We start from the raw sequence: 26,107 nt of genomic DNA, 5'->3' as shown, positions 1-26,107 counted from the left end.
GGCGTCGCTGAACACATCGACCGTGTTGGACCCGGCGCGCAGCGGCACGGCGATCGCCTTGCCGGCGGGGACCTCCGGGCCGGTGGCGTCGACCGGTACCGTGATCGGCGTACCGCCGTTGACGCTGACCGAGAAGGAACTCGCCGTGGCCGTGGTGTAGTCGAGCTGGAGCCGGTAGTCGCCTGACTCGGCGACTTCGACGTCGCGATAGGTGACGGAGTCGCGGGAGCCGCCACCGAGCCCGGTGACCTGCTTGGTGCCGGAGCAGGCCGCGCACTGGGAGGAGCGGGCCTTGCCGTTCCGGTCGTTGTGCTTGGACTCCGCCTCCAGCGGCAGCCCGTCGACGGTGTGGCGCGGGTAGTCGGACGCCACCCTGACCTCGTCGATCTTGAGCTGCTTGAAGAACGGCGGTGCCTGCGGGCCGCTCCAGGTGTTCAGCACCTCGAGCTTCAGGTAGCGCGAGTTCTGCTTGCCAAGGTCGATGAACTGGACGCCGCGCGCACTCCTCATCGCGCCGCTGCGCACCGGATCGCCCCAGCTCTTGCCGTCCTCGCTGGCGTAGACCTGGTAGTCCATGATCCGGGCGGAGTCTTCGGGCCGCCCGAACGACTCGCGGGCATGGGTGGGTGACCACTCGGTCTGGTTGACGGCGAGGTACGCCACCTTGCGGCGCTTGCCGAGGTCCAGCGTCACCGATACCGGCTGATTGCCGTCGCTGTCCCAGTAGGTGGTGTGGTCCCCGTCGACGAGGTTGCCCGCGGGGTGCCCGTCCTTGGCGGCCGATGCCGAGGCCTTCACCACGGACGGCTCGTAGAAGTGCTGCCGGCCGGGGGTGCGGACCTTGAAGACGGTGTCGTAGGTGTCCCAGGCGTCGATACCGAGGATCGACAGATACCCACCGGACTGACTGAACTTCATGCGCCTGCCGGTCCGCGCGTCGGTGACCTCGGTGACCCGGTACCCGTTGTCACGCAGGCGGACCGTGTCCTGACCCTTGGGTCTGGTCATCACGTGCACGTACTGGGTCCTGGCGTCGTCGTCGACCGTGATGACCCCGTGCGCGCCGTCGTTCCAGAAGCCCGGTTGCATGCCGCCGTACATGTATCCGCCGCCCTCGGTGCCCTGCAGGGAGGGCCAGATGGCGGGGAGCCAGCCGTCCATGAAGTTGTTGAACTTCTCCTGGCTCGGCGGGAACCTGCCGTTCACCATCGCGGTTTCGGCCATGAGCGACTTGATCGAGGAGCCTGCGTTGGCGACGTACCGGCCGATGCTCAGTCCATAGTCGACCGCGTTGTCCTTGCCGTCGTACCACCAGGCGCCGGAGGTCGGCAGCTTGTAGTCGGCTTCGGTGAGCCGCGGCAGCGGCGTGAAGGTGGCCTGCGGGTAGTCGTAGGCCGGGGTGATGCCGGTCTTCTGCTCGTTGCTGACGGTGTCCATGATCGGCGTGTCCTCGTTGTTGTTGCTCAACAACCAGGACGGCCGCTTGGCCCGGACCTGCTCGTACAGCTGGTGCCGCTCCCAGTAGGCGTTGTCGTTGTCGATCCAGAAGCCGGACATGTCGGGATAGTTGTCCATCACCTCGTGGAAGAGGTCGTAGCTGTACATCCCGAAACCGTCGCGGGTGGTCAGGTCGACCTGCCGGCCCTTGTACGCGGAGTAGGCGGCGGAGTCGAGCGTCTCGACACCCAACTCGTTGTGCCACTGCGGGTCGTCCGTCATGTACAGCAGCACGCGGACCCCCTTGGCCTTGCCGGCTGCGACGAGTTCGCCGAGGAAGTCGCGCTCCGTCGCGCAACTGCCCGGAATCGCCGAGGGCCACGGCCGGGCGTAGCCGAGCCTGCTGTGGAAGGTCGCGAGCACGATGTAGGACGCCCGGAGCTTCTTCGCCTCGTCGACCCAGTAGTCGGCGTTCCAGCCGCCCTCGGTCACGTCGCGTTCCCATGCGGCGCAATCGGTGTGGCTGGGAGCGGTGAACATGCCCCAGTGCAGAAACAGGCCGGCTGTGGAGTCCCGCAGCCACTGCTGACGAGGGTGTTCGACCTCGGCACTCGCGGGCGGCGCACCGAGCAGGGCGGCGACAAGTGCCAAGGCCAGTGCGAGGGTGACCCCGGCGAAGCGCCGGGAGCGGGGTGCGGCGCCCGGCGACCGAAGTCGCCGATGTCCGGGTCCGGTACGGAATGGAGGGGGGAGTCTCATGGCCACCGTTCTCTGGTTGAGCAGATCGGGCGAATAATGCAAACAAGGCTGCCTATTGCGAGAGCAGATGATTCCAACCGGCGGTGGCCGCGGTCAAGACCTCGGATCAACCCCGGGGACGTCCAGCAGGTCGGCGAAGACCGCGTCGAGCGCGAGCCGGGCGGCGCCCAGGGCCACCGAGTCCGCGCCCATCGTGGAGGTGACCACCTCGATCGGGAAGAGCATCAGCTTCGACAGCTCGCGGCGGAACGGTTCGGCGATGATGGCTCCACCGCGTGACATGCCGCCGCCGAGGACGACGATCTCGGGATCCACCGCCAGCGTGAGGACGGCGGCACCGCGCGCGAGGACCTCCGCGAACTCGATCAGCACCGCGATGCTCTCCGGGTCCTGCAGGGCCGCGGAGGCGATGACCAGCTCGCCCTCGCGTCCCGCCGGCATGGACGTGTTGCCCGCCGCGAGCTCGGCGCCTCGGGCGTGCAGCCGCTCCACCGCCGACTCCCAGCCGAGCATGGGCAGCGCTCCTATCTCGCCGGCGGCGCCGTGGCGACCCTGGTGCACCTGCCCGTCGAGCAGCACGCCGGCGCCGGCGCGGTGACCGGCGAACATGTAGACGATGTCGCGGTGATCCTGGGCGGCGCCCTTCCAGTGCTCGGCCAGGGCGGCCAGCTTGATGTCGTTCGCCACCGTCACCTTCAGGCCCAGGCCGCTGGAGAGTGCCGCGGCGACGTCCACCTCGGTGAATCCGGGCAGGGAGTAGGGTGTCAGGCCCGATCCGGCCGGGCCGGCGGCCACGTCGAACACGCCCTCGGGTGCCCGCAGCGCCCCCGTCACGCCACAGGCCACGCCGGTGATGTCACCCGGCTCCAGTCCGGCGTCGGCCCAGCACGCCCGTGCCGTGTCGACCGCGGCCCGCAGCCGGTCGGCCGCAGGGAGGCCGGGGTCGAGGTCCCGCCGGTGCAGGGCGAGCGGGTTGCCGCGCAGGTCGGTCACCACGGCCAGCGTCTTGTGCGCGCCGATGTCGATCCCGCTCACGTAACCGGACTCGGCGCGGAAGCGGAAGTGGCGCGCCGGGCGCCCCGCGCCCCTGCCCGCCGGCTGCCGCGGCGCCGCGGTCTCCTCCACCCGCCCGTATTCGAGCAGTTCTGCGAGGAGGTCTTCGGCCGTCGGGCGTGAGACGCCGACGATCTCCCGCAGTTCGCGCAGGGTGAGAGAGGGCGACTTGATGAAGGCACCAAGCGCGGCGGCGAGGTTCAGCCGTCGAAGCAACGACGAGTCTCCCAATCGGGCCGCTGCTTCACTGTCTTGACTCATCGGATCAATCATCCTTATGCTCGCGATCAATAATAATGCAAACCAACCTGCATATTATCGTTGCACGGATCAAGGAACTGCTCACCACCGCTCCGCGGCAGCGGGACCGAAGGGACGCTCATGGCACCACGTTGGAGAGGGACGGTCGCTGCGGCGACGCTCATGACGGTAGCTCTCGCCGGTTGCGCCAGCGGTGGTACGACGGAGAGTCCGTCCGGTGGTGCGGCCGAGATGACGATGCTCACCTTCGAGACGCCCAACCTGCCCGCCGCACTGTGGGACTCGGCGATTGCGCGCGTCTCCGCGAAGGTTCCCGGGATCAAGATCAAGAAGTTGGTCACCCCGAATGTGGACCGCACCACCTATGCCAAGCAGCTGGCCGGTTCGGGGCAACTGCCCGACATCATGATGGCGGTCAACCCACAGGGGTTCGCCGAGGGCGGCCAGCTCGCCGACTTCACCGCCGAGGAGCTGAAGGAGTACGCCTACCCGCAGTCCGGAGCGATCAACGGCAAGGTCTACCAGCTGCCCACCAACGCCCAGCCACAGTCGCTGCTCTACTACAACAAGGACGATTTCGCGAAGGCCGGGATCGGCGCGGTGCCGACCACCTGGGACGAGCTCCTCGACGCGTGCGCCAAGCTGAAGACCGCCGGCATCACTCCGATCGCGGTCGGCGGCGGCGGCCAGGACACGTTCGCCGGCATGTATCCGTGGGTGGGTGCCCTCGGGACCGACGTCTTCCTGCGGGACCCGAACTTCGACAAGGAGATCACCGGAGGCACCAAGACCTTCACCGACCCCGCGTTCGTCAAGGCAACCGAGAAGATCGCGCAGCTGTCCAAGCTCGGGTACCTCGACAAGGAGGGCACCAGCCGATCTTACGCCGATCACGAGAAGGCGTTCCGGGCCGGTTCGGCCGCGATGTACCCGATGGGCTCGTGGTTCGCCACCTCGGCGGACAACGACAAGCCTCCGTTCGAGGTCGGCGTCTTCGCCTGGCCGAGCGACGACGGCAAGGCCGTGGTGCCGAACCTGACCGGCGGTGGCCTGAGCGTCAGTTCGAAGGCCGAGAGCGTCGAGCTGGCGAAGAGGTTCGCGCTGGAGTGGACCAGGGACAAGGAGACCGCCGACGCCTTCACCAAGGCCGACGGCACGTTCAACACGGTGGCCGGATATCGGCCACCGGCCGATATGGGGACGCTGTTCAAGGCGACGCTGGCCATTTACGAGAAAGCGGTCAAGGACGGTACGGTGACGCCGGCCTTCTCGATCGAGCAGGGTGACAACGGCCTGCCCGCGGAGTTCACCACGCCTATCCAGCAGATCGCGGTCGAACTGCTCGACGGCACGTCCGACGCCGCCGCCGTGGTGAAAAAGCTCGACGACGAGTACGCCGCCCTTCAGTAGGCCACAGCTCCGCGAGGGCGGACCGCTCATCCGTCCCCCCGTCCATGACTGAAAGGTTCTGCCCCCATGCCCGGCTCACCCCGCCACCACCCCGTCCAGGGCGGTTGGCTGCGCAGAGCGCGTGAGTTCTCTGGATTCGCCCTGCCCGGACTCTTCCTGTACGCGGTGCTGGTGCTGGTGCCGATCGTCTGGACCATCGTGCTCGGCTTCACCGACCGGACGCGGTTCGACCCGCAGGCCAACCGGGTCGGGTTAGGACAGTTCGGCCGGCTGGTCCAGGACGGCCAGTTCTGGCTGGTTCTGAAGAACACCTCCGTCGTCACGGCGATCGTCGTGATCGTCCCGAACGTCCTGGGACTCGGGATCGCCCTGCTGCTGAATCGGGAGACGGTTCTCTACCGGCTGCTGCGTTCGGTGTTCTTCACGCCCGTCATCCTGAGCGGGATCGTCGTCAGCGTCATCTGGCAGAGCCTGTTGCGGCCTGACGGCGTGCTGAACGCGATCCTGGTGGACTTCGGGGTGGAGAGTGCACCGCGCTGGCTGTCCGATCCGGGGATCGCGCTCTTCTCGATCAGCGGGATCCTCTGCTGGCAGATGCTGGGCTTCTGCGTGGTGGTGTACATCGCCGGCCTGAACTCCGTTCCGAAGGAGCTCCACGAGGCGGCGCTCATGGACGGGGCCGGCCGGCTGCGGCGCTTCCGGTCGGTCACCTGGCCGATGATCGCGGCGGCGGTCACGATCAACACCGTCATGCTGCTGATCAGCGGCTTCAAGGTGTACGAACACATCCTGGTGCTGACCAACGGCGGGCCGGGGCGGAACACCACCGTGTCCATAGCCTTCGACGTCATCGAGAAGGGCGTGCGGGGCGACCGGATCGGTTTCGCGGCGGCCGAGGCGACGATCATGCTCGCCGTCATCGTCGCGATCACCGCCGTCGTCCTGCGGCTGCTGCAACGTCGGGAGGTACACCTGTGAGAGCCCGGTTCGAGATCGTGCGGCCGGTGTTCGCCGTCGCACTGACCGCGCTGTTCTTCTTCCCCATCTACATCGTCGTCACCGGCATGCTGAAGCCCGCCGACGAGATCCAGTCCTCGCCTCTGGGGCTGCCCGCACCGCCCACCGGGGAGAACCTCGGAGCCGTCTTCGGGCGCGAGGACGGCCTGTTCTGGTCGGCGCTGCTGAACAGTGTCCAGATCACCGTGCTGTCAGTGGTTCTGCTCACCCTGTCGTCGGCGATGCTGGCGCACTACCTGGTGCGTTCGAAGGCACGCTGGACCAAGCCGGCACTGTTGATGCTGCTGTCCGGCCTGATGATCCCGCCGGCGGTGATCCTGCAACCGATCACGCAGGTCCTCGACGCCGTCGGGCTGATGAACACGCTCCCCGGCGTGGTGCTCAGCAACGTCGCCTACTACCTGCCCTTCGGCGTGTTCGTCTTCTCCGGCTTCATCGGCACCGTGCCGGTGGACATCGAGGAGGCCGCCAGCATCGACGGCGCGAGCCGCTTGCGGCTGTTCTGGCAGGTGGTGTTCCCGACGTTGCGGCCGGCCGCGGCCAGCGTGATGATCTTCCTCGGAGTGTGGGTCTGGAACGACTTCCTCAGCCCGCTGGTGATCCTCGGCCCCGAATCAGGCACCACCGTGACCGTCGGGGTCTACCGATCGGTGGGCGAGTACTCGACGAACTTCGGCACGCTGTACGCGTTCTCGTTCCTGGCCTCGCTTCCGGTGCTGCTGTTCTTCGCGGCACTACAGAAGCAGTTCGTGGCCGGCCTGACCGCGGGATCGGTGAAGTGAGGCCCCGCCCGTCCGCGGTGACGTACGACACCGATACCGGAGTGCTGCTGCTGGACACCCCCCGCGCGTCCTACTCGGCGTACGTCGGACGCGAGGACCACATCCCGATCCACACCTATTGGGGCCCGCCCATCACGGCGCAGGACGCGGTCTACCTGGCGACGGCGGCCTCCGAACGCCTGGCGTCCGAATGGCCGTGCTTCCGGTCGGCATCGAACGGGCACGAGGAGTATCCACTCGACGGAGGGCTGCAGTTCGGACGGTCCGCGCTGACGGTGGAGTTCCCGGGCGCCGTCCGCAGCGTCGAGTGGCGCCTCAGCAGACACGAGATCATCGCCGGCCCCGATCACCGGGACCTGGTGCTCTGGTTCGAGGTGCGACACCACGAGCTGACGGTCACCATGCACTACCGGGTCTACGACGACAGTGACGTCATCGACCGCTGGGCGGTCATGCGCAACGACTCGGCCACGGACGCCGTCGACGTGCACCGGCTGGACTCCGCCGCATGGGTGGTGCCGGAACAGGCACGGCACCGCATGTCCCATCTCACCGGACGCTGGGCGGCGGAGACGCAGCTGCGCCAGATCGATCTCACCGACGGCCACCTCGTTCTGGAGAGCCGCCGCGGGATCACCAGCCACCATGCGAACCCGTGGTTCGCCATGGACGACGGGACCGCCACAGAGGAGTTCGGCCGGGTCTTCAGCGCGACGCTGCACTGGAGCGGCTCCTGGCGGATGCTCGCCCAACGGGAACTGGACGGCCCGGCCCAGGTGCTGTTCGGCTGGGGTCACGAAGGCTTCGGCCCGCGCCGGCTCGAACCGGGGGAAGTGCTGAGGACCCCGGTCAGCTCGGGACTTTTCACCGCGGACGGTTTCGGCGGGGCGAGCCACGCGTGGCACGAGTACGCGCTGCGCCACGTCCTGCCGGGCGCCGAGGAGGTGCGGCCGGTCCTGTTCAACTCCTGGGAGGCCACCGGCTTCGACGTCGACGAGGCGGGCCAGCGGGCGCTGGCGCGGCAGGCCGCGGACCTCGGATGCGAGCTCTTCGTGCTCGACGACGGCTGGTTCGGCCGGCGCGCCGACGACCGGGCCGGCCTCGGCGACTGGTGGGTGAACAGCGACCGGTTTCCCGACGGCCTGCGACCGTTGATCGCCGCCGTGCACGCGCTCGGGATGGGCTTCGGGCTGTGGATCGAGCCCGAGATGGTCAATCCCGACTCCGACCTGTACCGGGCGCATCCCGAGTGGACCTATCACTTCGCGGGCCGCGAACCGAACCTGATGCGTCATCAGCTGGTCCTGAATCTGGCCCGCCCCGACGTGGTCGACTGGGTCTTCGGCAAGCTCGACGCACTGCTGTCCGCCAACGACATCCAGTTCGTCAAGTGGGACATGAACCGCCCGTTCACCGATACGGGCTGGCCGGAGCAGCCGGGCCGGCAGGGACGGCTATGGTTCGACCATGTGACGGGCGTCTACACGGTGATCGACGCGTTGCGGCGCAAGCATCCCGGTGTGGCATTCGAAGCCTGCGCGGGCGGTGGTGGCCGGGTCGACTTCGGAATGATGGCGAGGTCGGACCAGTTCTGGGTCTCGGACAACACCGACGCGGTCGACCGGCGGCACATCCAGTACGGCTTCAGCCAGCTCTATCCGGCCCGCACGATGTCGTGCTGGGTGACGGACGTGCCGACCTTCATCAACAGGCGCCGGGTCCCGCTGACCTACCGGTTCCACGTCGCGATGGCCGGGGTGCTGGGCATCGGCGGCGACCTGACCGCCTGGACCGACGAGGAGATGGAGACGGCCAGGCGACTCGTCGGCCAGTACAAGGAGATCCGCCACGTCGTTCAGCGCGGCCGCCTGCACCGGTTGGGGGAACCCTCCGGGTCGGCGTCCGCGGTGCAGTACGTGACAGCGGATCGGCGTGAGTCCGTCGTCCTCGTCTACCAGGAGGCTCAGCGGTACGACAGCCAACCTCGGCCGGTCCCGCTGCGCGGCCTGGACCCGGATGGGGTCTATCGCATGGACGGCGGCGTGGCACTCTCCGGCGCGGTGCTGATGGGCCACGGCGTCACTCCGCGGCTCACCGGCGACTACGCGAGCACACTGGTCCATCTCGAGCTCGTGACCTGACCGCCGCCCCCCGTAGCTCCCGGCTGTGACCCTGCCATCGGCAACCGGGAGCCGGCCGGATCGCGTGGAAGGCGCCATGTTCCGCTCGGCCACTCCGCGGTCACTGGCGAGCGGCCGGCCGGCCGGCCCTGGCGTACATGTCGGCGATGTGACCCGCGAGCACGGTGAAGAAGCCGGTGAAGCCAAGCAGTATGAGCAGGGCACCAACGATCACATCGTTGCGCGTGGCCGTCGTCCAGGTCGCGTCGTCCGGTTGCTGGCCGGTCACGAACGGCGCGGCGACCAGCCAGATCCCGGTTGCGGAGAGCAGGCCGATACCGATGATTCCCAGTCTGCTCATCACGCCTCCTCGGTGTGCCCGCTGGTCGCACCGCTGACCTTGCTGCCCGCGTGCTCCAGTTGATCGGCGGCCAGTGCGGCCACCAGGGGTTTGAGCAGGCTGTGCAGGTCCTCGATCGTCGGCGCGGTAGCGGCGGGGAGCGGCTGGTCCGGCTCGTCCGGCATGCCGGGCTGCGGGGTGGGACGCTCGGGGAGAAGCCCGTCGGCGCGGAGCTGGGCACGCCATGCTCGCACCCACACCAGGATGGTGGCCAGGGAGAGTGCGCACACTCCCGCTCCCGTCCACAGATCGACTTTCAACGCGGCGCCACCGGAGGGGTAGTTCAGCGCGTACGGCGCGAGCAGCAGCCATGCCCCTACGCCCAGAGCGGCGGTCGCCGTGATCAGGCCGGCCAGGTAACGCGTCATTTCCTCTCCTTTTCCGTTAATGCCGCGAGGAGGACCTGCCCGGCCAGTGGTCTGAGGACCTGACGGGAGGCTACGCGGGCGCGGGTGGCATCGTCACCGGCCTGGTCGGCGGGGACAAGCCGGGCGGCGGCTGCGACCAGTCGCGGTGATCCGCCGTGTTCGAGCCGGTCGGCGAGCCACGTGAGGGCGACGCCGGTCACTGCAAGGGTCACCGCGCCCGGCCGGGTGGACGTACGCCCGTGCAGCGGTATCTCCTTCAGGAACAGCGCGAGCAACAGGCTGGCGATCGCGAACGGTATCGCCCACAGGTAGACGGCCTGGACGGCCGTGGTGAACGCCTCATGCAACTCCCGCAACTGCATGGCGGGAAGGTGTTTGAGGAGTTCAGGATCGAGCTGTACGGCTTGCGCCGGCAGGCCGGCCCTCCTCAGTTCCTCCTCCAGGGCGCGGATCTGGACCGTGCCGAACAGTGCGGTCCCCAGTGAGCCGCCAAGCGTGCGGAAGAAAGCGATCGCGCTGGATGCGCTGCCGATGTCGCCGGGCCGTACCGCGTTCTGCGTCGCCACCAGCGGCACCTGCATGAAGCCGCCCACGCCGAGGCCGACCACGACGGTGAAGGTCATGAGCACGGCCATGGAGGTGTCGACTTCGACGAGGCTGAGGAGGTAGAGACCAGCGGCCAGGACCGTCGCGCCCAGGATGGGCATCGCCTTGTACCGGCCTGTCTTGGAGATCAGCCATCCGCTCACCATGGAGGAGACGATCACCCCGCCGGTCAGCGGGACAAGGGCCAGTCCGGATTCGGTGGCCGTGTCGCCGCGGACGATCTGGAAGTAGGCGGGCAGGTAGACGATGGCGCCGAAGAGCGCGACACCCGACAGCAGCGACAGCCCCGCGCTGACCGCGACCACGGGATGGGCGATGACCCGTGGCGGCAGGATGGGTTCGGACACCCTGCGTTGCCAGGCGGCGAAGGCCGCGGCCAGGCAGGTGCCCACACCCGCGAGGCCGATGATCTGCCAGGAGGACCAGTCGTACGTTCTACCTCCCCATACCGTGACCATCAGGATGCAGCACACGGCGGCGACCAGGAGGACGGCTCCGAGATAGTCGATGCTGTGCTGCACCCTTTTGCCGGGCAGGTGGAGCGTGACCGCCACCACGGCGAGGGCGACCACCCCGAGCGGAAGGTTGATCCAGAAGATCCAACGCCAGGTGGAGTGGTCGGTGAAGAAGCCGCCGACAAGAGGCCCGGCGACGCTGGCCAGGCCGAACACACCGCCGAAGAGCCCTTGGTAGCGACCCCGGTCGCGGGGCGGGACGACATCGGCGATGATCGCCATCGCGAGCGCCATGAGACCGCCGCCGCCCAGCCCCTGAACCCCCCGGAAGACGATCAGCTGAGCCATGTTCTGGGCGAGACCGCACAGGATGGAGCCGATCAGGAAGATGACGATCGCGCTCTGGAAGACCCGCTTACGGCCGTACAGGTCGGAAAGCTTGCCGTACAGCGGGGTTCCGGCCGTCGACGCGAGGAGGTAGGACGTGACCACCCAGGAGAGCTGGTCCAGCCCGCCGAGTTCCTGCGCGATCGTTGGCAACGCGGTGGCGACGATCATCTGGTCCAGCGCGGCGAGCAGCATGGCGAGCATGAGTCCGGCCATCACGAGCCGGATCTGCGCGCGAGTCAACAACGACAACCCCCGCTTCAGTCACGATTTGTAGCGATGACATTACGCAGAGAGCCCGTTCGACGTATGCAGAACCAACATATCTTCCGCCGCGTGGCACCGACCGCCCTCATGATCACCCCAATGCGTGGTTCTGAGCCGGAGGGAAGGTGACGATGAAAAAGCGTTCTGGCATCACCGCTCTACTCGCGTCCGCCTTGCTGCTGACCGGATGCGCAGCTCAAGAAGGAGAGAACGGCGAGAAAGCCGAGGCGCTGTCAAGCCATGGGCATGAGCCGAGCGTCAAGGAACCCTCCGGCGGGGCCCTTGACGTGTCGGTTCTTCGTGGAGCCGAAGCGGACTACGATCCGGCGCCTTCGCCGGAGGTCCTGGCCGGAAGGCGTCCGATCGTCGCGGCCGGAGTGGTGGACGGCTGGCAGCAGGGGCCCGTGCTGTGAGCGTCCCGCCGCAGGGCCTGGTCTTCGAAGATCCGCTCCTCGCCCAGCAGAAGTCCGGTCGGTCCGCGCTCGTCGGCGGTAAGGAGCCGCTGGGAGTCGCCGGAGAGTCTCCGTGGCTGGAGCCGAAGACCATGGATGAGTTGATCGATCGGCTGAGGCGCAACGGTTTCTCGGAGTAGTCAGGTCCGTCCGTCGGGTGCGGTCGCCGGGCCGTATGCGCGATCACACCCGACGGCAGGACTTCGGCGGCCGCCGGCCAGCGGTGGAAAGATCAGGCGGTTTCGGCGACCGCCTCCCACTCCGTGGCCCGAGTGTCTTGGGTCACCGTGGCGGCAGGCTTTAACATCCACATGTGCAGAATGATGTTCTACGGGCCGGGCCGCTCTCCCGCACTGTCCTGGTCGCCTTCTGGCTCTGTTCCGCGGTTCATCTGGCGCTGGTCGCCGCCGACGTCGGCCCGATGGATTCCCTGACCAAGGCACTGCTCATGCCACTGCTCGCGGCCTGGGTGCTGGCCCGGCGGGGACCGCGCCCGCTGGTGGCGGCGCTCCTGCTCTCCTGGGGCGGTGACGTAGCCCTGGAGATCGACGGTCTTTTCCTGGCCGGATGGCCCTGTTCGCCGGGGCGCACGTCTGTTACGTGACCTACTTCGTCCGGGAGGGGGCGCTCGACGGGTTGCGCCGCCGCCCGGTGGTCCCGGTGATCTACGCCGTCATCTGGGCGGGCCTGGTGTTCTCCCTCTGGCCGGGCCTTGGCGACCTGCGCCTGCCGGTGGCCGGCTATTCGCTGCTGCTGACCGCCACCGCGATGACCGCAGCCGGACACGGCCTTCGGATCGGGGCCGGCGGCGCCCTGTTCCTGCTGTCCGACACGCTGATCGCGTTCGATTTGGCGGACCTTCCCCGCCCTCCGATGAACGGCCTCGTGGTCATGACCACCTACATTGCCGCCCAATACCTCCTGGCCTCGGGTATCGTCAATCGCCTCCGTTCCTGAGAGCTGGGCCGCAGCGGTCGCGCGAACCAGAGAAAACCGGACAGCCCGCGCGGTCACTGCCGCAACCGGAAAGAAGGTGCGTGGTGGGTAAGCGCAAGGGAGCCGTGAAAGTGACGGTGCAGTGTCACGGGTGCGACAAGACACAGACCCTCCGGCCTTCGAAGATCGAACGTTGTGACGCGTATGCGTGCACCTGGGAGCACGGACCCCGGGAAGAGCTGGCTCCCGGCCTTGTGCGGGAGATCGTGTACAACGCCGCCGGAGGCTTCTGGGGCTGGCGTGATGTCCTCGCGACCGAAGAGGACGCTCAGGCGGTCCGCCGAGCCCGCGAGATCGCTGTCCTCGGCGTCGCCGAGAGCGTTGTCCACGACGCTGCCCGACGGATGGCCTCCGATTGAGTCCGGCTCTCACCCGCGCCTGCCGCTTCACCCCGGCCGGCCCCCCGCGTCAGGTTGGCGCACTGTCGCGGCATCGCGGTGCGCTCGTGCGGAGTTCAGCTGAGACCTGACGCAGTAGGCGGCGATGGCCGAAGGCGTGCTGGACCAGGGCTGCATAGCACACCCCGATTGCGCCTTTCTGCCTGCCTCGGAGAGCGACGCGGCTATGCCATGTGTAGGAAGCTCGGAGATCGCTGACCAAGTGTCGGCGCTTTGGCTGCGGGATCCGGCCTGAGGGCTTACGCGCCGGAGGCGCCCCTCGCCCGGCGGCCGCCCGGCTCTGCCCCTTTCCAGGCCTTCCAGGGCTGGGCGGCCAGGAGTTCCAGGACCTTGCCGCGCCGGTCGGGACTGGACAAGGTCGGCAGCGCCGGCGGGTCTTCCCAGCGGCCATGGGGCGGTTGACCTGCTGGTTCGCGGGTCGGGTGGCGGGTCATCTGGTGCATGGCGAGCCGTTCGGGGTAGCCCACGCCGGGACCAGCGCAGGAAGAATGCATACACCGTCTCATGCGGTGGGAAGTCCACCGGCAGGGCCCGCCACTCGACCCCGTACCTGGTCACATAGGTGATCGCATCGAGTGTCGCGCGCAGGTCATGCACCATCGGCCTGCCGGTGGTTGCGACCAGCTCGGCCATCACCGCCCGCGCCTCGCCTTCCAGCACCGCCCATTCGGCATCGGTCAGATCCGACGGATAGGCCGGTTTCCGGTCGTGACATCGGCACTCCGGTGAGGCGTAACCGCTGGCGTTCAAGGACGTAGAGGTGCAGACAGACAACCACGGGCTTCTGGTCGCCGAGTTGCGTAGACAACATCTCAGCTATCAGGAGCCCGCTCCTGTCCGCGGGCGCATCAGGCGATGATGACCTTATCCCGGACATCCCCGATCCCGGTCGCAGCTAGAGGGGATCAGCCAACTTGGGCACTCGGTGTCGTTGAGGAGCGAGCCTGGCAGGCGCCACCTCCGCATCTCGGCTCGCCTGCGCGGTGGCACCGGCAAGGAGAAGGGCTCGGCGCGTTGGCTATGCTCCACGCATGTTCCGCGAGGCCGGCTCGGCGACTTCGAGCACATCATCCGCCTCTACCGGCAACTGCAGCCTGATGACCCGGAGCTGAAGGACGGCTCCGATGTGGTGGTCTTCCAGCAGATTCTGAAATCTCCCGCGCTACATCTCTTCGTGCTGGAACTGGACGGGGTCATCGTCGCGACGTCCTACCTCAACGTGATCCCCAACATCACCCGATCGGCATCGCCCTACGCCATCATCGAGAACGTCGTCGTCGAGGAATCACGGCGAGGCACCGGGCTGGGCAAGCAGATCATGGCCGGCACCCTCCAGGCCGCATGGGACGCGGGTTGCTACAAAGCGATGCTGATGACAGGCTCTCGCAGACCTGCGACCCACGCCTTCTACCGCGCCTGCGGGTTCTCTGCCGATGCCAAGCAAGCGTACGTGGCTCGACCATCCTGACAGCGAGAGGCCTGACCGCCCACCTACGCCGACATCGCTCACCAAGTGAGCAAATAAGGCGCCATTCGCTCAAGACAATCGGACCCCTGCATCAGGCAACCAAACCATTAGTCAGCAGGCTCTCAGGGCAGTTCGTGGAACGGCCAGGCGAGGGGTCTGATTTTGGTGATGCCCTGAGCCATGCCGACGAACTTCAGATCGGTCGTGGCCACATCGGTGATGTGGAGGCGCTCCGCCATCGCGATCACCGTGGCGTCGACGTAACCGAGTGGTGCCGCGACCATGTGCCGAACAAGCTCGGTGGCTCGCCGTCGATCCGCCTGCGTGGGGTTCACGATCTCGTAGTCGCCGGCGGTCAACTGTTCGAGCAGCGTCGCTTCGAGGAAGGCGCCGCGCCGTATGTTGTTCCGGAGAAAGTTGCAGGTCTCTCCGAGAACCGGTTCGGGAATCACCAGGCTTCCCGGCCAGGACCCAAGCATCTGGACACATCGGCTGTGATGGGTGTCCCTTCGATCGCTGGTGGCGATCAACGGGCCTGAATCGCAGAGAAGTTTCTTCACGGACGATGCCGGGCGGCGTCGATCGCTTCAACGATCTCTCGGTCACGGAGGGCCTCGGCCATCATGTCGCGGTAACGGGACGAGAGGTCGTCCTCGCCGCTGTCGAAGCAGCCGACCCAGGGAAAACGCCGCCGGATGGCCTCGTAGTCGATTGCCTCCGCGCCGGATGCGTCCGCCGGTCCGCTCATGCTCCCAGTGTAAATGGTCACGCAGAGATTGTAGATGCTCACACAGAGGCAGTCAGGGGTTTGCGATGAGTGAGTACAGCGAGGCCGAGGCACCCCTCAACCGTTGTAGGTGTCAGCAGTTCCCTCGGGCCCGCACGGAAACAGGCATCCGAGCGGGTTCACCTGACCGAGGTACGGCGGGCGGCCCCCACTCCCGCCCGCCGTACCGGTTCATCGGGCGGCGACCGCCCCGCGGCGGGCGGCGGCCACGTCGGCGAGTGCCACGGCCAGTGCGGCCAGCACGAAGCCGATGGTGACCAGCAGCGCGTGCCGGAACGCCAGGGCGTCGTCGCCGTGCGAGGAGGCGACCGTGCCGAAGAACACCGAGCCGATCGCCGCGATGCCCATGGCGGCGCCCAGACGCTGGCCCGTCTGCAGCACGCCGCCGGCGGTGCCCGCCTCCGCGACCGGCACCTCCGACAGGGTCAGCGTCTGGTTCGGGGAGATCACCAGGCCGCTGCCCAGGCCGGTGACGAGCAGAGGCAGCGCGATGGCCCAGGCCACGTGCTGGCCGGGGACCAGTCGTACGGCGAGTTCCGTGACGGCCAGCCCGACGGCGACCGTCACCAGCCCCGCCGCCACCATCGGGCGGCCGAACCGGGTGACGAGCCTGCCGCCCAGCACCGAGGCCGCCACCGATCCCGCCGCGAACGGCGTGCTCGCCAGGCCCGCCTCCAGGGGCGGATACCCCAGACCCTCCTGCAGGTAGAGGGTGAGGATGAAGAAGATCGCGGTGAAGCCGGCGAAGTAGAGCGCCGCGATCAGGGCGCCGAAGGCGTACGAGCGCCTGCCGAACAGCGAAAGGTTGACGACCGGATCGCTACGCCGCCCGTACCGGCGCTCCCAGGCCACGAAACCGGCGAGCACCGCGATCCCGGCCGCGGGCAGCAGCCATTTGCCCTGGCCCTGCCACTGCTGCCCCTCCACGAACGGCAGCAGCACCAGCACCACGCCGACGGCGAGCAGCAGCACGCCCACCGGGTCGACGCTCTGCCGCCGTCGCCGCTCCCGGCCCCTGGCGGGGATGTAGCGGTAGGCCGGCAGGATGGCCAGGACGCCGATCGGCACGTTGACGTAGAAGACAAGCCGCCAGCCGTCCTGGTCGCCGCCCAGGTGGATGAGCAGCCCGCCGAGCAGCGGGCCGACCGCGGTCGAGATGCCGATGGTGGCGCCCAGCAGCCCGAACGCCCGGCCCCGTTCCGAGCCCCGGAAGAGCTGCTGGATCAGGCCGCTGACCTGCGGGTTGATCACCCCGCCGGCGATCCCCTGGACGAGCCGCGCGATGACCAGCCAGGTCGAGCTCTGGGTGATCCCGGCCGCCGCGCTGGCCAGGGTGAACAGGGCGACCCCGAAGACGAACACGTTGCGCCGGCCGCGCATGTCGCCGAACCTTCCGGCGGGCACCAGCACCAGCCCGAAGGTGAGCGCGTACCCCGACACCACCCACTGCAGGTCGCTCTGCGGGGCGTGCAGCCCGGTGCGGATGGCGGGCAGCGCCACGTTGACGATGCTGACGTCCAGCAGCGTCATGAAACCGGCCACCAGGCAGACGGTCAGCGCCTTCCACCGGCGCGGATCCGCTCCCTGCTCTCCCTGGCCGGTCGACGTCCCGCCCTGCCGTGCCCCCGCGCTCATCCGGCCGCGCCCAGGATCACGCGGTAGGGCCGCGTGCCCGTGGAGTCTCCGGGCGGCGTGGGCGGGGGGCTGGGCAGCATCATGAGTGACTCGCCTTCGATCTCGGCGAAACCTTCCGCAATTCAGCAGCGCATTCCTACCCTTTCCGGATGAATCAATCACCATGGGCGAGGTCCGCGGAAACGAGTACGGCGGGCGGCCGGGCCCGCCCGCCGTACTCCGCCGAAGGACCGCCAGACCGGCCCGCCGTGCTCTGCTAGAGGATTGTCGTCAGGTCCGCTGCCACAGGGCGGGGACGTTCGGCGGCTCCCAGCCGGGCAGTGAGGTGTGGCCCTGCAGGCACCGGTAGCCGACGCCGTCGTAGGTCACGGTGTCCCCGGCCGCGTACGGGGTCCAGGTCTGCCAGGTGGTGCCGCCCTGCCCGCCTCCGACGGTGAGGGTGAAGGTGGCCGAGCGGTTGGTGCTCGCGCCGTCGGCGTTGAGGTTGATCGTGTAGGTCCCCACGCGCGAGGCGCCAAGGCGATCTGTTCAGCGCGGCCACCCAGCTCGTCTGCAACCGGGCGTTGGCCGACATGACGCACCGGCACGGCCTGGCCGTGGGGCTCAAGAACGACCTGAGCCAGATCCCCGACCTGGTGTCGAGCGGTGCACCCGGCGGAGCATGCGCCCGGCTCCGTCTCCGGGGGGACGCCGGGCACTCATTCGAGGACGTGCTGCCAGTAGGGATCGCGGTAGAGGACGACGGTGGTGCCGCGGAGCAGTTCGTCCGGGGCGGAGACGAGGGTGAGCTCGCCCGCGGCCTCCAGGGTGCGCAGCACGTCGCGGACGCGCGGGCCCACGGGCAGGCGGCCGACCGGCAGGCCCAGGGTGGCGCGGACCGTGTCGGCAACCTGGGAGAGCTGGAACGGCTTGGTGAGCGGGGCGATCAGCATGCGGACGAGATCGACTGTGATCATGGTCTCGGCCTCGACGTAGGCCAGCTCCCAGGTGAGCTGCGCCTTGCGCCGGCCCGTCCCCGCGCAGGCCGTGCACTCCTGGGAGAAGTCCGGCACGATCTCCTCGGTGGCCGAGCCCAGACACGTGGTGCACTGGTTGGTCTCCGCCGCGTGCAGCTCGGCGGCCTCCCGGTCGGCCAGATGCCTGCCGCACGCGCACAGGTAGAGCCGGAATCCGCCGCGGACCAGGACGAGATCGTCGGCGTCTTCGGGAATATCGTCCCACAGTGCAGTGATCGTGTGCTTTCTCATGGTTGTGCGACTCTACCGATTGAGGCCGCCGCCGCGCAGTTCGACCGGGACCAGCCGCACGGGAGCGCTCCACAGCCATTCCTCGGTGATGTAGGTGGCGGTCAGCAGCGTCATCAGGGCCAGGATGCGCTCCACGGAGGTGGAGGGGTGTGCGCCGCAGTCGCCGAACCGGCACATCCACAGCTCAAGCAGGCTGTCGTCGCTGAGCTGGTCATAGACCGAGGGCCGGGCGATGGTGAACCCGTCCCGCCAGATGTCGACCGAGGTGCCGGCGAGTGGCAGCGCGCCCACGAGGATCCCGCCCCCCATGGTGACCCGCCGGGCCACGGCGTCGCGGACCGGCAGCACGCCCTCAGTCTGGAAGAGCACGACACCGCCCCCGGGCGGGCTGGCGACCCGCAGCAGTTCGACGGGGGAGGCCTGTTCGGCCTCCCGGAGCGCGTCGGCCTCCATCGGCGGGCAGAGTTCGGGGAGCGCCCCCAGGCGGCGGATGACCTCGTCCTCGGCCACCCCGCCGACGAAGGCGATGCAGAAGCCCTCGCTGTAGTCCTCGTAGGAGAACATCATGTCGTCGACGGTGTCCTGGAGCTCACGGAGCCGAGAGCTGATGCGAGGGGCCCCGGGAAGATGGGCGAACAGGTCCGCCAGCTCGGTGAAGAGCGCCTGGACGCCGGGGGAGCGCCCGGCGATGCACGGCCGCCAGGGGTCGGCGCCCGCGGCCAGCAGGAGGCGGACGGCGTCGTCCTGGCCGTGGCGGACGGCCTCCCACAGGGGGGTGGCGCCATAACTGTCGGCGGGGTCCACCTCGGCTCCCGAGGCCAGGAGCAACTCGATCACCCTGACCGCGCCCTCCTGGGCGGCCTGGTGCAGAGGCGTCGAACGCAGCCAGAAGAGCCGCTGTCCGGGGTCGAACCCGTCTGCCAGCCGTTCCCGGATCTCCGCCAAGTTCGTGTCGCTCCACGCGTCCCTGTCGCCGACCCACTCGTCGTCGCTCACTGTCGTTCCCATCTTGTAGCGCTGAGTGGATCAAATCAGTCTAAGACGACATTTTTCGCCAGGGCTGTACGTGACAGCCGATCGGAGACGCGCGTCGTCTCCGGGAGGCGGTACCGAGGAGTCAGGGCGAGGACGTTCCGGCAGGCCGTGTCGAGGTCCACGCGGTGCCCGACGGAGACGAACACCGGCTTGACGCCGTGCCGGGTGCGGAGCACGCGGCCGACGACGTCGCCGTCCAGGGTCAGGTCGGTCCACGAGCCCCGCTCGGGGGCGGGGTCGGGGTAGGAGCCGACGAACGCGGTCTTGCCGACGCCGATCGTGGGCAGACCGGTCAGCACGCCCAGGTGGCAGGCCAGGCCGAAGCGGCGGGGATGGGCCAGGCCGTACCCGTCGCAGACGACCAGGTCGGGGGCGGTGCTCAGGCGCCCGAGGGCCTCGACGAGGGCGGGGACCTCCCGGAAGGCCAGCAGGCCGGGGACGTAGTCGAAGGCCACCCGGCCGCCGACGGTGACCTGCTCGATGAGCTCCAGCGTGACCCCGTCCAGTACGGCGACCGCCGCCGCGAGCCGTTCCCCGTCGTAGGCCACGTCCACTCCCGCGACCCGCGCGGGCCGGAGAGGGCCCGGGCCGGTCAGGTCCAGCAGGCTCCGGAGCTCGTCCTGGACCGCCTCGGCCTCCGCGATACTGCGGGGGGTTTCTACCTTCATATACACATGATCGCTACTTTTGGAGCATGACGAGACACGGTGGGGCTCTGCGGCGGCTGCTGAGGTGGCCGGTGAAGTCGTTGCGGGGAGAGGAACTCCAGGAGGGGCTGTTCGACGGCCGGGGCATGGCGGGCGACCGCGCCCACGCCCTGATCGACGGCCGCGACAACCACGCGGGCAAGGCGCTGACCGTACGGCAGCGCCCCGAGATGCTCCACTGGTCCGCCGCCTACGGCACCGGGGACGCCCCGGAACTGACCGCCCCCGACGGGACCGTCTGGGAGTGGGAGGACCCCGGCCTGACCGACGCGCTGGCCCGATCGCTCGGAACGCCGCTCCGTCTGCACGTGGCCGACGGGCAGCAGGACCGGGGACCGACCGTGCTGGTCACCTCCCAGGCGTCCCTGCTGGCGCTGGAGGAGGAACTCGACGCGCCGGTCGACCTGCTCAGGTTCCGGCCCAACCTGCACCTCGAACTCGACGCCCCCGCCTTCGCCGAGGAGGGCTGGGGGCCCGGCACCACGGTCACCGTGGGCGAGGTGGAGTTCACGGTGACCGGGGACCACACGGGACCGTGCATCCGGTGCGCCGTGCCCAGCTGGGATCCCGGCGGGCGGGAGCGCTGGCCCGAGCTGCAGAAGTGGCTGATCCAGGAGCACGAGAACAAGTTCGGCGTGATCATGCGGGTGACCCGGCCCGGCGTCGCCCGGCTCGGGGACCGGTCGGTCGTCGACGCGGCGGACGGTCCGTGACACGGTGTGGTGACCGCACCCGGATCCCGGGCGGTGGGGCCGGGGAAACTAGGGTGCGGTAGGCAGCTTTTCGGGAAAGGGGCCGGACATGTCAGTGCTTGTGGCGTTCAGCGTGACTCCGATCGGGGTGGGAGAGGACGTCGGCGAGCTCGTCGCCGAGGCGGTCCGGGTGGTCCGCGCGTCGGGGCTGCCGAACCGGACCGACGCCATGTTCACCACCGTGGAGGGCGAGACCTGGGACGAGGTCATGGCCGTGGTGCGGGACGCGGTCGCGGTGGTCGAGGCGCGGTGCGGGCGGGTCAGCCTGGTGCTGAAGGCCGACATCCGAGCCGGGCAGGACGGGCGGCTGGACGCCAAGGTGGCCACCGTCGAACGGCATCTCGCCCCCTAGACTTCCGGACGCCGTCTTTCCGCGGGCACCGCGGTCCGGATTCCCCGGTCCGTCGCCGGGTGGGGGGTGCGGAGGGTCTTCTCCGCCGGGAACACCGGCGGGGGCGAGATCGGTTACAGGGGCAGGACTATTCGGGAGCGAGGGCCGGTGGCGGGAAAAGGGTCTGTGGGACGTCTCGTTGTGGGCGGGCTGGCGCTGGCCGCCGCAGGGTGGGCGCTGAAGGACATTCCGGCGGAGTTCGGCGGCCGGGCCACGGGGGAGCGGCTGGCCCGGATGCTGCGCTCCCCGCGGTTCCGCGACGGCGTCTTCCACAACACCGTGCCCGGCTCCTACACGCCGCCGGTGAGCAGCGTCCCGGGGATGCTCCGCGAGCTGATCTTCAACCGTGACGCTCGCCTGCCCGCGGGCCCGGTCCCGCTGGTGACCTCTCCATCCACCCCGCCGTCCGCGGCCGGGCTGAGCGTCGTCTGGTACGGCCACGCCACCACGCTCGTGGAGATCGAGGGACGGCGCGTCCTGTTCGACCCGGTGTGGAGCGAGCGCGCGTCTCCCTCGCGGCTGGTCGGCCCCCGGCGGCTGCACCCGCTGCCGACCCCGCTGGCCGACCTCCCGGCGCTCGACGCGATCGTGATCTCCCACGACCACTACGACCACCTCGACCAGGCCACGGTCCGCGCGCTCACCGCCGCCGGAGCGGCGCCCTTCCTGGTCCCGCTGGGCATCGGCGCCCATCTGGAGCGCTGGGGCGTCCCCGCCTCGCGGATCGTCGAGCTCGACTGGGAGGAGGAGACGAGCGTCGCGGGCCTGCGGTTCGTCGCCACGGCCGCCAGGCACTTCTCCGGGCGCACCCTCACCCGCAACACCACCCTCTGGGGCTCATGGGTGGTCGCGGGAGCGACCAGGCGGGTCTTCTACGCCGGAGACTCCGGCTACTTCGACGGCTACGCCGGCATCGGCGCCGCGCACGGGCCGTTCGACCTCACCCTGATGCCGATCGGCGCCTACAGCCCCGCCTGGCCCGACATCCACATGGACCCGGAGGAGGCGGTCAACGCCCATCTCGACCTGGGCGGCAGGCTCCTCCTGCCCGTCCACTGGGCGACCTTCACCCTGGCCGTCCATCCGTGGGCCGAGCCCGCCGATCGGCTGTGGCACGAGGCCAAGGCCCGCGACGTCCGCCTGGCGATCCCCCGTCCCGGCGATCGCGTCGACGTCGACGACGCCCCCCTGCTGGACGGCTGGTGGGAGCTGCTCGGCGCCTGACGAGCCGCCGGTGGACCGACGGGCGGCCCCTCAGACGGCAGCCAGCCGGGTGCGGACGACGAGGTCGTGCAGGGCCTCGCCCGAGGTCGCGACCTCGGGGAGGGCGGAGGCGTCCCTGGCCTCCTCCAGCTCCGCGGTCAGCCGCGTCACGTCGTGCGCCAGCCGCGCCGGATCGGGAGCGTCCGCGGGCAGCAGGCCGTGCTCGGCCGACCGTTTGGCGGCCATCAGGTCGGCGAGGTAGGGCGGGGCTCCGGCGACGAGGCCGGTGAGCCGGGTCAGGTCGGCGACCAGGACGCCGGTGCGCATCAGATGGATGCCGGTCAGCAGCACCCGGAAGGTGTAGAGCAGCGGCTTGAGCTCGCCGGAGCGCTCGAACAGCCGCCACTGGGTGCGGGCGAAGCCCAGATAGTGGTGGGAGTGATGCCGGGTGAGGCAGCCGGGGACGGTGGCCGCCATCTCCTGGTGGACCGGCGAGGTGACCACCACCAGCGGGGAGAGCAGCTGCTCCAGCACGTAGCCGTTGCGGCGCAGCAACAGGCGGCAGAACTTGGCCAGGTCATGGGTGACCAGGTCGACCTCGACGCCGTGCCGTATCCAGGAGCGGGTGACGGTCTCCTCTCCGGTGCGCAGGCCGGCCACCTGCTCCAGGGGCAGGACGTGCACGCCGCGCAGGTCGACGTCGGAGTCGGCCGAGGGGAAGCCGTACAGGTGCGCGCCGCTGACCGTCACGAAGGCCGGAGGGCAGGCCTGCTCGGCGGGGATCTCCGGCAGCCAGGTGGGCAGGGTGACGGTCACAGGGCCGCCTTTCTCACGGTGGCGAGGTAGTCCTCGACGCGTTGCCGGTCCGGCTGGGCGGGGAGCGCGCTCGTGCCGTCGAAACACGCGGTCAGCTCCGCGCGCCACCGCTGGACCTCGCTCCAGGAGATCTCGCCCCGCCGTACGGCGAGCAGCCGGTCGCGGTGGTCGTCCATCCGGACCAGCGGCTCGCCGTGGCGGACCAGGTGCAGGCCGCTGAGCAGCAGCCGGATCATGTGCATGGCCTGCTTCCACTTGGGGCGTCCGGGGTCCAGGCGGCGGAACTGGGCGTCGGTGTAGCCGGTGAACGTCTGGTGGGCGCGCCGGGACAGGAAGGCGCGCCGGATCGCCAGCAGGTCCTCACCCGCGGGGGCGGCGTGCTCGACGATCGGCGACCACAGGCACTCCAGGACCGTCGGGTTGGCCTCCAGCGCGAGCCCGCAGAACCGCTCGACCTCCCAGGAGAACTGCTCGGGCAGCGGACCCTCGACGTGCGTGGGCGGTTTGGCCAGCCGCCAGAACAGCGGGGTCGGCGCCACGAAGACGCCGCGCCGGTCCACGTCGGAGTCCTCGGTCTCCAGCCCGTAGGCGCGGGACCCGGCCACCACCGACAGCGCCAGGTGATCGGGGACGAACCGTGTTTCCATCCGCCAAGCGTGCCAGTCCGGCACCCGGAGCCGCCACGGCCTTTCGCCGGGGCTCTCCCATTGGGACATTCCTAGAGAAAGCCCCCCGATCGCCGGTGCGTATGGGGAATCCGGCCTTACCGGTCCCAATATGATGTTGCACTGCTTACCGATCTGCGAGCCGGGCTTGACCATGCCTTTGCGCGGGCCGGCCGGTGACGATCCGTCTGGGGGGACAGTGCCGATCTTCGTTGTGCGTGATGTGAGGTCGTCGGACCGATGAGCTCGCCGCCCGAGGAATCGAAGATCATTCTCTATGACTACGAGCGGTTCAGCCAGCTCGCCGGGCCGCTGACCGAACCGGAGCCGGGCGTGCCGTACCACGTCAAGTACCGCTCCATGCTGGCCGGCGAGCCACACCGGGTGCGGGCGGTGCTGCTGATGGCGGCCGCGATCGTCGTCGAGTTCACCATGATGGGGTGGCTGCTGCTGCCCGCGCACTGGACGGTCCGGCCCGACCCCTACAACATGCTTCCCTGGTATCTCCCGGTCGCCGACAAGGTGATGCTCGTCTCGATCGCCCTGATCGAGATATTCCGCCTGGTCAGCGTGGTCTCCAACGTGCACGCCATGCTGGCGGCCAGAGATCCGGTCCCGGTCGGGCCCGATCCCGGCAGCCGGGTGGCCTTCATCACCACCTGCGTGCCCGGCAAGGAACCGCTGGAGATGGTCCGGGAGACCCTGTCGGCCGCCCTGCAGATCCGCCATGACGGCGTGCTCGACGTGTGGCTGCTGGACGAGGGCGACGACCCCGAGATCCGCGAGCTCTGCGACTGGCTGGGCGCCCACCACTTCAGCCGCAGGGGCGTGCCCGAGTGGAACCAGCCCAAGGGCTCCTTCCGAGCCAAGACCAAGCACGGCAATTACAACAGCTGGCTGGACGCCCACGGCGACGACTACGACTTCTTCGTCTCCGTCGACACCGACCACGTGCCGCTGCCGGAGTTCTGCGAGCGCATGCTCGGATACTTCCGCGACCCCCGGGTGGCGTTCGTGGTCGGCCCGCAGGTCTACGGCAACTACACCGCCGGGGTCACCAAGGCCGCCGAGAGCCAGCAGTTCCTCTTCCACTCGCTGATCCAGCGCGCCGGCAACCTGTACGGGGCGCCCATGTTCGTCGGCACCAACAACGCCGTGCGGATCAGGGCGCTCAAGCAGATCGGCGGCCTGTACGACTCGATCACCGAGGACATGGCCACCGGCATCGAGTTCCACCGCTCCCGCGACCCGCGCACCGGAGAGCGCTGGATGTCGGTCTACACCCCGGACGTGCTCGCCGTGGGGGAGGGCCCCTCGTCGTGGACCGACTTCTTCACCCAGCAGCTCCGCTGGAGCAGGGGCACCTACGAGACGCTGCTCACCCAGTTCTGGCGGGCGGCGCCCCGGCTGTCGCCCGGACGCTTCTTCAACTACAGCCTGATGGTGACGTTCTACCCGATGTCCGCGCTCAACTGGCTGCTGGCCGGCCTGAGCGCGACCCTCTTCATGGCGGTGGGCGGCTCCGGCGTCACCGTTCCCATGGACGTGTGGCTGATGCTGTACGGCGACGCGGCCCTGCTGCAGGTCATGCTCTACACCTGGAACCGGCGGCACAACGTCAGCCCGCACGAGCCGGAGGGCTCCTCCGGGGTGGCCGGCATGGTCATGTCGGCGCTGTCGGCCCCCATCTACGTGGCGTCGCTGCTGGGGGCCGTGCTGCGGCGGCCCAGTAAGTTCGTCGTCACCCCCAAGGGGGACTCGGCCAGCCCCGACCAGATCGCCACCTTCCGCATCCACCTGTGGTGGGCCGTGACCTTCGGTGGCGGGCTGTTGCTGAGCACGTTCTGGACCGGGCACATCCACCTGGTCATGACCCTCTGGGCGATCCTCGCCCTCACGATCTGCCTGGGTCCTCTGGTGACCTGGGCATGGAACAGCCGAGGTAACCGTTGAGCCGTCTACGGAAGAACCTGATCGCCGGAGCGGTGGTGACCGCGATCATCGGGGTCAACATGCCGGCCGTCGCGGGCTTCGCCGCCAGGGAATGGCACAGCTACCAGATCAACCGGGACGACTACAAAGCGCGTTACGGGCACTGGAGCTTCCTTGACGTCCCCGACGAGTTCAAGGTCAACGCCATCCACGCGGCGCTGCTGCGGACCGGCAAGGTGCTCATCGTCGCCGGCTCCGGCAACAACGCCGCCAACTTCGACAAGGGCACCTTCAAGACCGT

At 69.1% G+C, this 26,107-nt stretch carries 27 protein-coding genes and 3 pseudogenes; 14 read left to right on the top strand and 16 right to left on the bottom strand.

Going from position 1 to position 26,107, the window contains the following annotated elements; genetic code table 11:
- Together FHR32_RS42585 and FHR32_RS42580 are read right to left on the bottom strand one after the other, a co-directional pair.
- The coding region (locus FHR32_RS42585) for a discoidin domain-containing protein (protein ID WP_184760253.1) at positions 1-2,196 on the bottom strand (2,196 nt) is incomplete at its 3' end.
- 93 nt (positions 2,197-2,289) lie between these two features.
- Positions 2,290-3,510 carry an ROK family transcriptional regulator gene (locus FHR32_RS42580; RefSeq protein WP_184760252.1) on the bottom strand — a complete coding sequence of 407 codons (1,221 nt, stop codon included), beginning with the start codon at positions 3,508-3,510 and terminating at the stop codon, positions 2,290-2,292.
- A 231-nt stretch (positions 3,511-3,741) separates the two neighbouring features.
- Here FHR32_RS42580 and FHR32_RS42575 point away from each other — a divergent pair, with 231 nt between their 5' ends.
- The 4 genes from FHR32_RS42575 to FHR32_RS42560 all read left to right on the top strand — a co-directional run bounded on the left by FHR32_RS42575 (position 3,742) and on the right by FHR32_RS42560 (position 8,860).
- Complete coding sequence (locus tag FHR32_RS42575; RefSeq protein ID WP_184760251.1) at positions 3,742-4,920, top strand: extracellular solute-binding protein; 1,179 nt, start codon at positions 3,742-3,744, stop codon at positions 4,918-4,920.
- Between the two features lie 66 nt (positions 4,921-4,986).
- Positions 4,987-5,898 (top strand): carbohydrate ABC transporter permease, encoded by a 912-nt coding sequence (locus FHR32_RS42570; protein ID WP_184760250.1) that lies wholly within the window; start codon positions 4,987-4,989, stop codon positions 5,896-5,898.
- A complete protein-coding gene (locus tag FHR32_RS45660; protein ID WP_221466976.1) occupies positions 5,895-6,719 on the top strand; it encodes a carbohydrate ABC transporter permease in 825 nt (274 codons plus the stop codon). The genes FHR32_RS42570 and FHR32_RS45660 overlap by 4 nt, the downstream gene beginning before the upstream one ends.
- Positions 6,716-8,860 (top strand): alpha-galactosidase, encoded by a 2,145-nt coding sequence (locus FHR32_RS42560; protein ID WP_221466975.1) that lies wholly within the window; start codon positions 6,716-6,718, stop codon positions 8,858-8,860. Before FHR32_RS45660 ends, FHR32_RS42560 begins: the two co-directional genes overlap by 4 nt.
- Before the next feature lie 100 nt (positions 8,861-8,960).
- On the opposite strand, the gene FHR32_RS42555 is transcribed toward FHR32_RS42560, so the two are convergent.
- From FHR32_RS42555 to FHR32_RS42545, 3 genes are read right to left on the bottom strand one after another with little or no spacing between them, the layout of a single operon-like run.
- The gene (locus FHR32_RS42555) at positions 8,961-9,200 is read right to left on the bottom strand and encodes an SPW repeat domain-containing protein (RefSeq protein ID WP_184760249.1); all 240 of its coding nucleotides are present in this window, start codon (positions 9,198-9,200) and stop codon (positions 8,961-8,963) included.
- The gene (locus FHR32_RS42550; RefSeq protein ID WP_184760248.1) at positions 9,200-9,607 is read right to left on the bottom strand and encodes a hypothetical protein; all 408 of its coding nucleotides are present in this window, start codon (positions 9,605-9,607) and stop codon (positions 9,200-9,202) included. Before FHR32_RS42550 ends, FHR32_RS42555 begins: the two co-directional genes overlap by 1 nt.
- Positions 9,604-11,298, bottom strand: coding sequence for an MDR family MFS transporter (locus tag FHR32_RS42545; protein WP_184760247.1), 1,695 nt, complete (start codon positions 11,296-11,298; stop codon positions 9,604-9,606). The genes FHR32_RS42550 and FHR32_RS42545 overlap by 4 nt, the downstream gene beginning before the upstream one ends.
- 155 nt (positions 11,299-11,453) lie before the next feature.
- On the opposite strand from FHR32_RS42545, the gene FHR32_RS42540 reads away from it, so the two are divergent.
- The 4 genes and pseudogenes from FHR32_RS42540 to FHR32_RS42525 all read left to right on the top strand — a co-directional run bounded on the left by FHR32_RS42540 (position 11,454) and on the right by FHR32_RS42525 (position 13,129).
- Positions 11,454-11,735, top strand: a complete 282-nt coding sequence (locus FHR32_RS42540) for a hypothetical protein (protein WP_184760246.1) — start codon at positions 11,454-11,456, stop codon at positions 11,733-11,735.
- Positions 11,732-11,914, top strand: a complete 183-nt coding sequence (locus tag FHR32_RS42535; protein ID WP_184760245.1) for a hypothetical protein — start codon at positions 11,732-11,734, stop codon at positions 11,912-11,914. Before FHR32_RS42540 ends, FHR32_RS42535 begins: the two co-directional genes overlap by 4 nt.
- A 281-nt stretch (positions 11,915-12,195) precedes the next feature.
- Positions 12,196-12,731, top strand: a pseudogene (locus FHR32_RS42530) (lysoplasmalogenase).
- An 83-nt stretch (positions 12,732-12,814) separates the two neighbouring features.
- On the top strand, positions 12,815-13,129 hold the full coding sequence (locus tag FHR32_RS42525) for a hypothetical protein (RefSeq protein ID WP_184760244.1): 315 nt from the start codon (positions 12,815-12,817) through the stop codon (positions 13,127-13,129).
- A 278-nt stretch (positions 13,130-13,407) separates the two neighbouring features.
- Here the strand turns inward: FHR32_RS42525 and FHR32_RS45655 are convergent, their stop codons facing one another.
- Positions 13,408-13,662 carry a hypothetical protein gene (locus FHR32_RS45655; RefSeq protein ID WP_246468811.1) on the bottom strand — a complete coding sequence of 85 codons (255 nt, stop codon included), beginning with the start codon at positions 13,660-13,662 and terminating at the stop codon, positions 13,408-13,410.
- Between the two features lie 25 nt (positions 13,663-13,687).
- A pseudogene (locus tag FHR32_RS47625) lies at positions 13,688-13,801 on the bottom strand (hypothetical protein); the annotation flags it as partial.
- Positions 13,802-14,099: 298 nt separating this feature from the next.
- On the opposite strand from FHR32_RS47625, the gene FHR32_RS42515 reads away from it, so the two are divergent.
- On the top strand, positions 14,100-14,636 hold the full coding sequence (locus tag FHR32_RS42515) for a GNAT family N-acetyltransferase (RefSeq protein WP_221466972.1): 537 nt from the start codon (positions 14,100-14,102) through the stop codon (positions 14,634-14,636).
- A gap of 122 nt (positions 14,637-14,758) precedes the next feature.
- Here FHR32_RS42515 and FHR32_RS42510 read toward each other — a convergent pair whose 3' ends face one another.
- The 7 genes from FHR32_RS42510 to FHR32_RS42480 form a co-directional block, all read right to left on the bottom strand.
- Complete coding sequence (locus FHR32_RS42510) at positions 14,759-15,196, bottom strand: type II toxin-antitoxin system VapC family toxin (RefSeq protein WP_312882961.1); 438 nt, start codon at positions 15,194-15,196, stop codon at positions 14,759-14,761.
- The gene (locus tag FHR32_RS42505) at positions 15,193-15,405 is read right to left on the bottom strand and encodes a hypothetical protein (RefSeq protein ID WP_184760241.1); all 213 of its coding nucleotides are present in this window, start codon (positions 15,403-15,405) and stop codon (positions 15,193-15,195) included. The genes FHR32_RS42510 and FHR32_RS42505 overlap by 4 nt, the downstream gene beginning before the upstream one ends.
- A gap of 189 nt (positions 15,406-15,594) precedes the next feature.
- Positions 15,595-17,058, bottom strand: a complete 1,464-nt coding sequence (locus FHR32_RS42500) for an MFS transporter (protein WP_184760240.1) — start codon at positions 17,056-17,058, stop codon at positions 15,595-15,597.
- A 270-nt stretch (positions 17,059-17,328) separates the two neighbouring features.
- Complete coding sequence (locus tag FHR32_RS43895) at positions 17,329-17,562, bottom strand: carbohydrate-binding protein (protein WP_246468809.1); 234 nt, start codon at positions 17,560-17,562, stop codon at positions 17,329-17,331.
- 194 nt (positions 17,563-17,756) lie between these two features.
- Complete coding sequence (locus FHR32_RS42490) at positions 17,757-18,305, bottom strand: hypothetical protein (RefSeq protein WP_184760239.1); 549 nt, start codon at positions 18,303-18,305, stop codon at positions 17,757-17,759.
- 12 nt (positions 18,306-18,317) lie between these two features.
- A complete protein-coding gene (locus FHR32_RS42485) occupies positions 18,318-19,313 on the bottom strand; it encodes an ankyrin repeat domain-containing protein (protein WP_184760238.1) in 996 nt (331 codons plus the stop codon).
- Positions 19,314-19,336: 23 nt separating this feature from the next.
- A complete protein-coding gene (locus FHR32_RS42480; protein ID WP_184760237.1) occupies positions 19,337-20,008 on the bottom strand; it encodes an endonuclease V in 672 nt (223 codons plus the stop codon).
- A gap of 26 nt (positions 20,009-20,034) precedes the next feature.
- Between FHR32_RS42480 and FHR32_RS42475 the strand changes: the two genes are divergently transcribed.
- The 3 genes from FHR32_RS42475 (at position 20,035) to FHR32_RS42465 (ending at position 22,414) form a co-directional block, all read left to right on the top strand.
- Complete coding sequence (locus FHR32_RS42475; RefSeq protein WP_184760236.1) at positions 20,035-20,760, top strand: MOSC domain-containing protein; 726 nt, start codon at positions 20,035-20,037, stop codon at positions 20,758-20,760.
- Between the two features lie 88 nt (positions 20,761-20,848).
- On the top strand, positions 20,849-21,151 hold the full coding sequence (locus tag FHR32_RS42470) for an MTH1187 family thiamine-binding protein (RefSeq protein WP_221466971.1): 303 nt from the start codon (positions 20,849-20,851) through the stop codon (positions 21,149-21,151).
- 165 nt (positions 21,152-21,316) lie between these two features.
- Positions 21,317-22,414, top strand: a complete 1,098-nt coding sequence (locus FHR32_RS42465) for an MBL fold metallo-hydrolase (RefSeq protein WP_312882960.1) — start codon at positions 21,317-21,319, stop codon at positions 22,412-22,414.
- Between the two features lie 30 nt (positions 22,415-22,444).
- On the opposite strand, the gene FHR32_RS42460 is transcribed toward FHR32_RS42465, so the two are convergent.
- On the bottom strand, positions 22,445-23,209 hold the full coding sequence (locus FHR32_RS42460; RefSeq protein WP_184760234.1) for a nucleotidyltransferase domain-containing protein: 765 nt from the start codon (positions 23,207-23,209) through the stop codon (positions 22,445-22,447).
- Positions 23,206-23,856: a nucleotidyltransferase domain-containing protein gene (locus FHR32_RS42455; RefSeq protein ID WP_184760233.1), complete on the bottom strand. Its 651-nt coding sequence runs from the start codon at positions 23,854-23,856 to the stop codon at positions 23,206-23,208. Before FHR32_RS42455 ends, FHR32_RS42460 begins: the two co-directional genes overlap by 4 nt.
- 258 nt (positions 23,857-24,114) lie before the next feature.
- On the opposite strand from FHR32_RS42455, the gene FHR32_RS42450 reads away from it, so the two are divergent.
- Both FHR32_RS42450 and FHR32_RS42445 read left to right on the top strand, forming a co-directional pair.
- Complete coding sequence (locus FHR32_RS42450; RefSeq protein WP_184760232.1) at positions 24,115-25,827, top strand: glycosyltransferase family 2 protein; 1,713 nt, start codon at positions 24,115-24,117, stop codon at positions 25,825-25,827.
- Positions 25,824-26,107: pseudogene (locus FHR32_RS42445) on the top strand (radical copper oxidase GlxA); the annotation flags it as partial. The gene FHR32_RS42450 and the pseudogene FHR32_RS42445, both read left to right, overlap by 4 nt.

It is taken from the genome of Streptosporangium album (assembly GCF_014203795.1).
Taxonomy (GTDB): Bacteria; Actinomycetota; Actinomycetes; order Streptosporangiales; family Streptosporangiaceae; genus Streptosporangium; species Streptosporangium album.
Note: the sequence above shows the minus strand (reverse complement) of the source record. Positions and strands in the feature narration are given on the sequence as shown.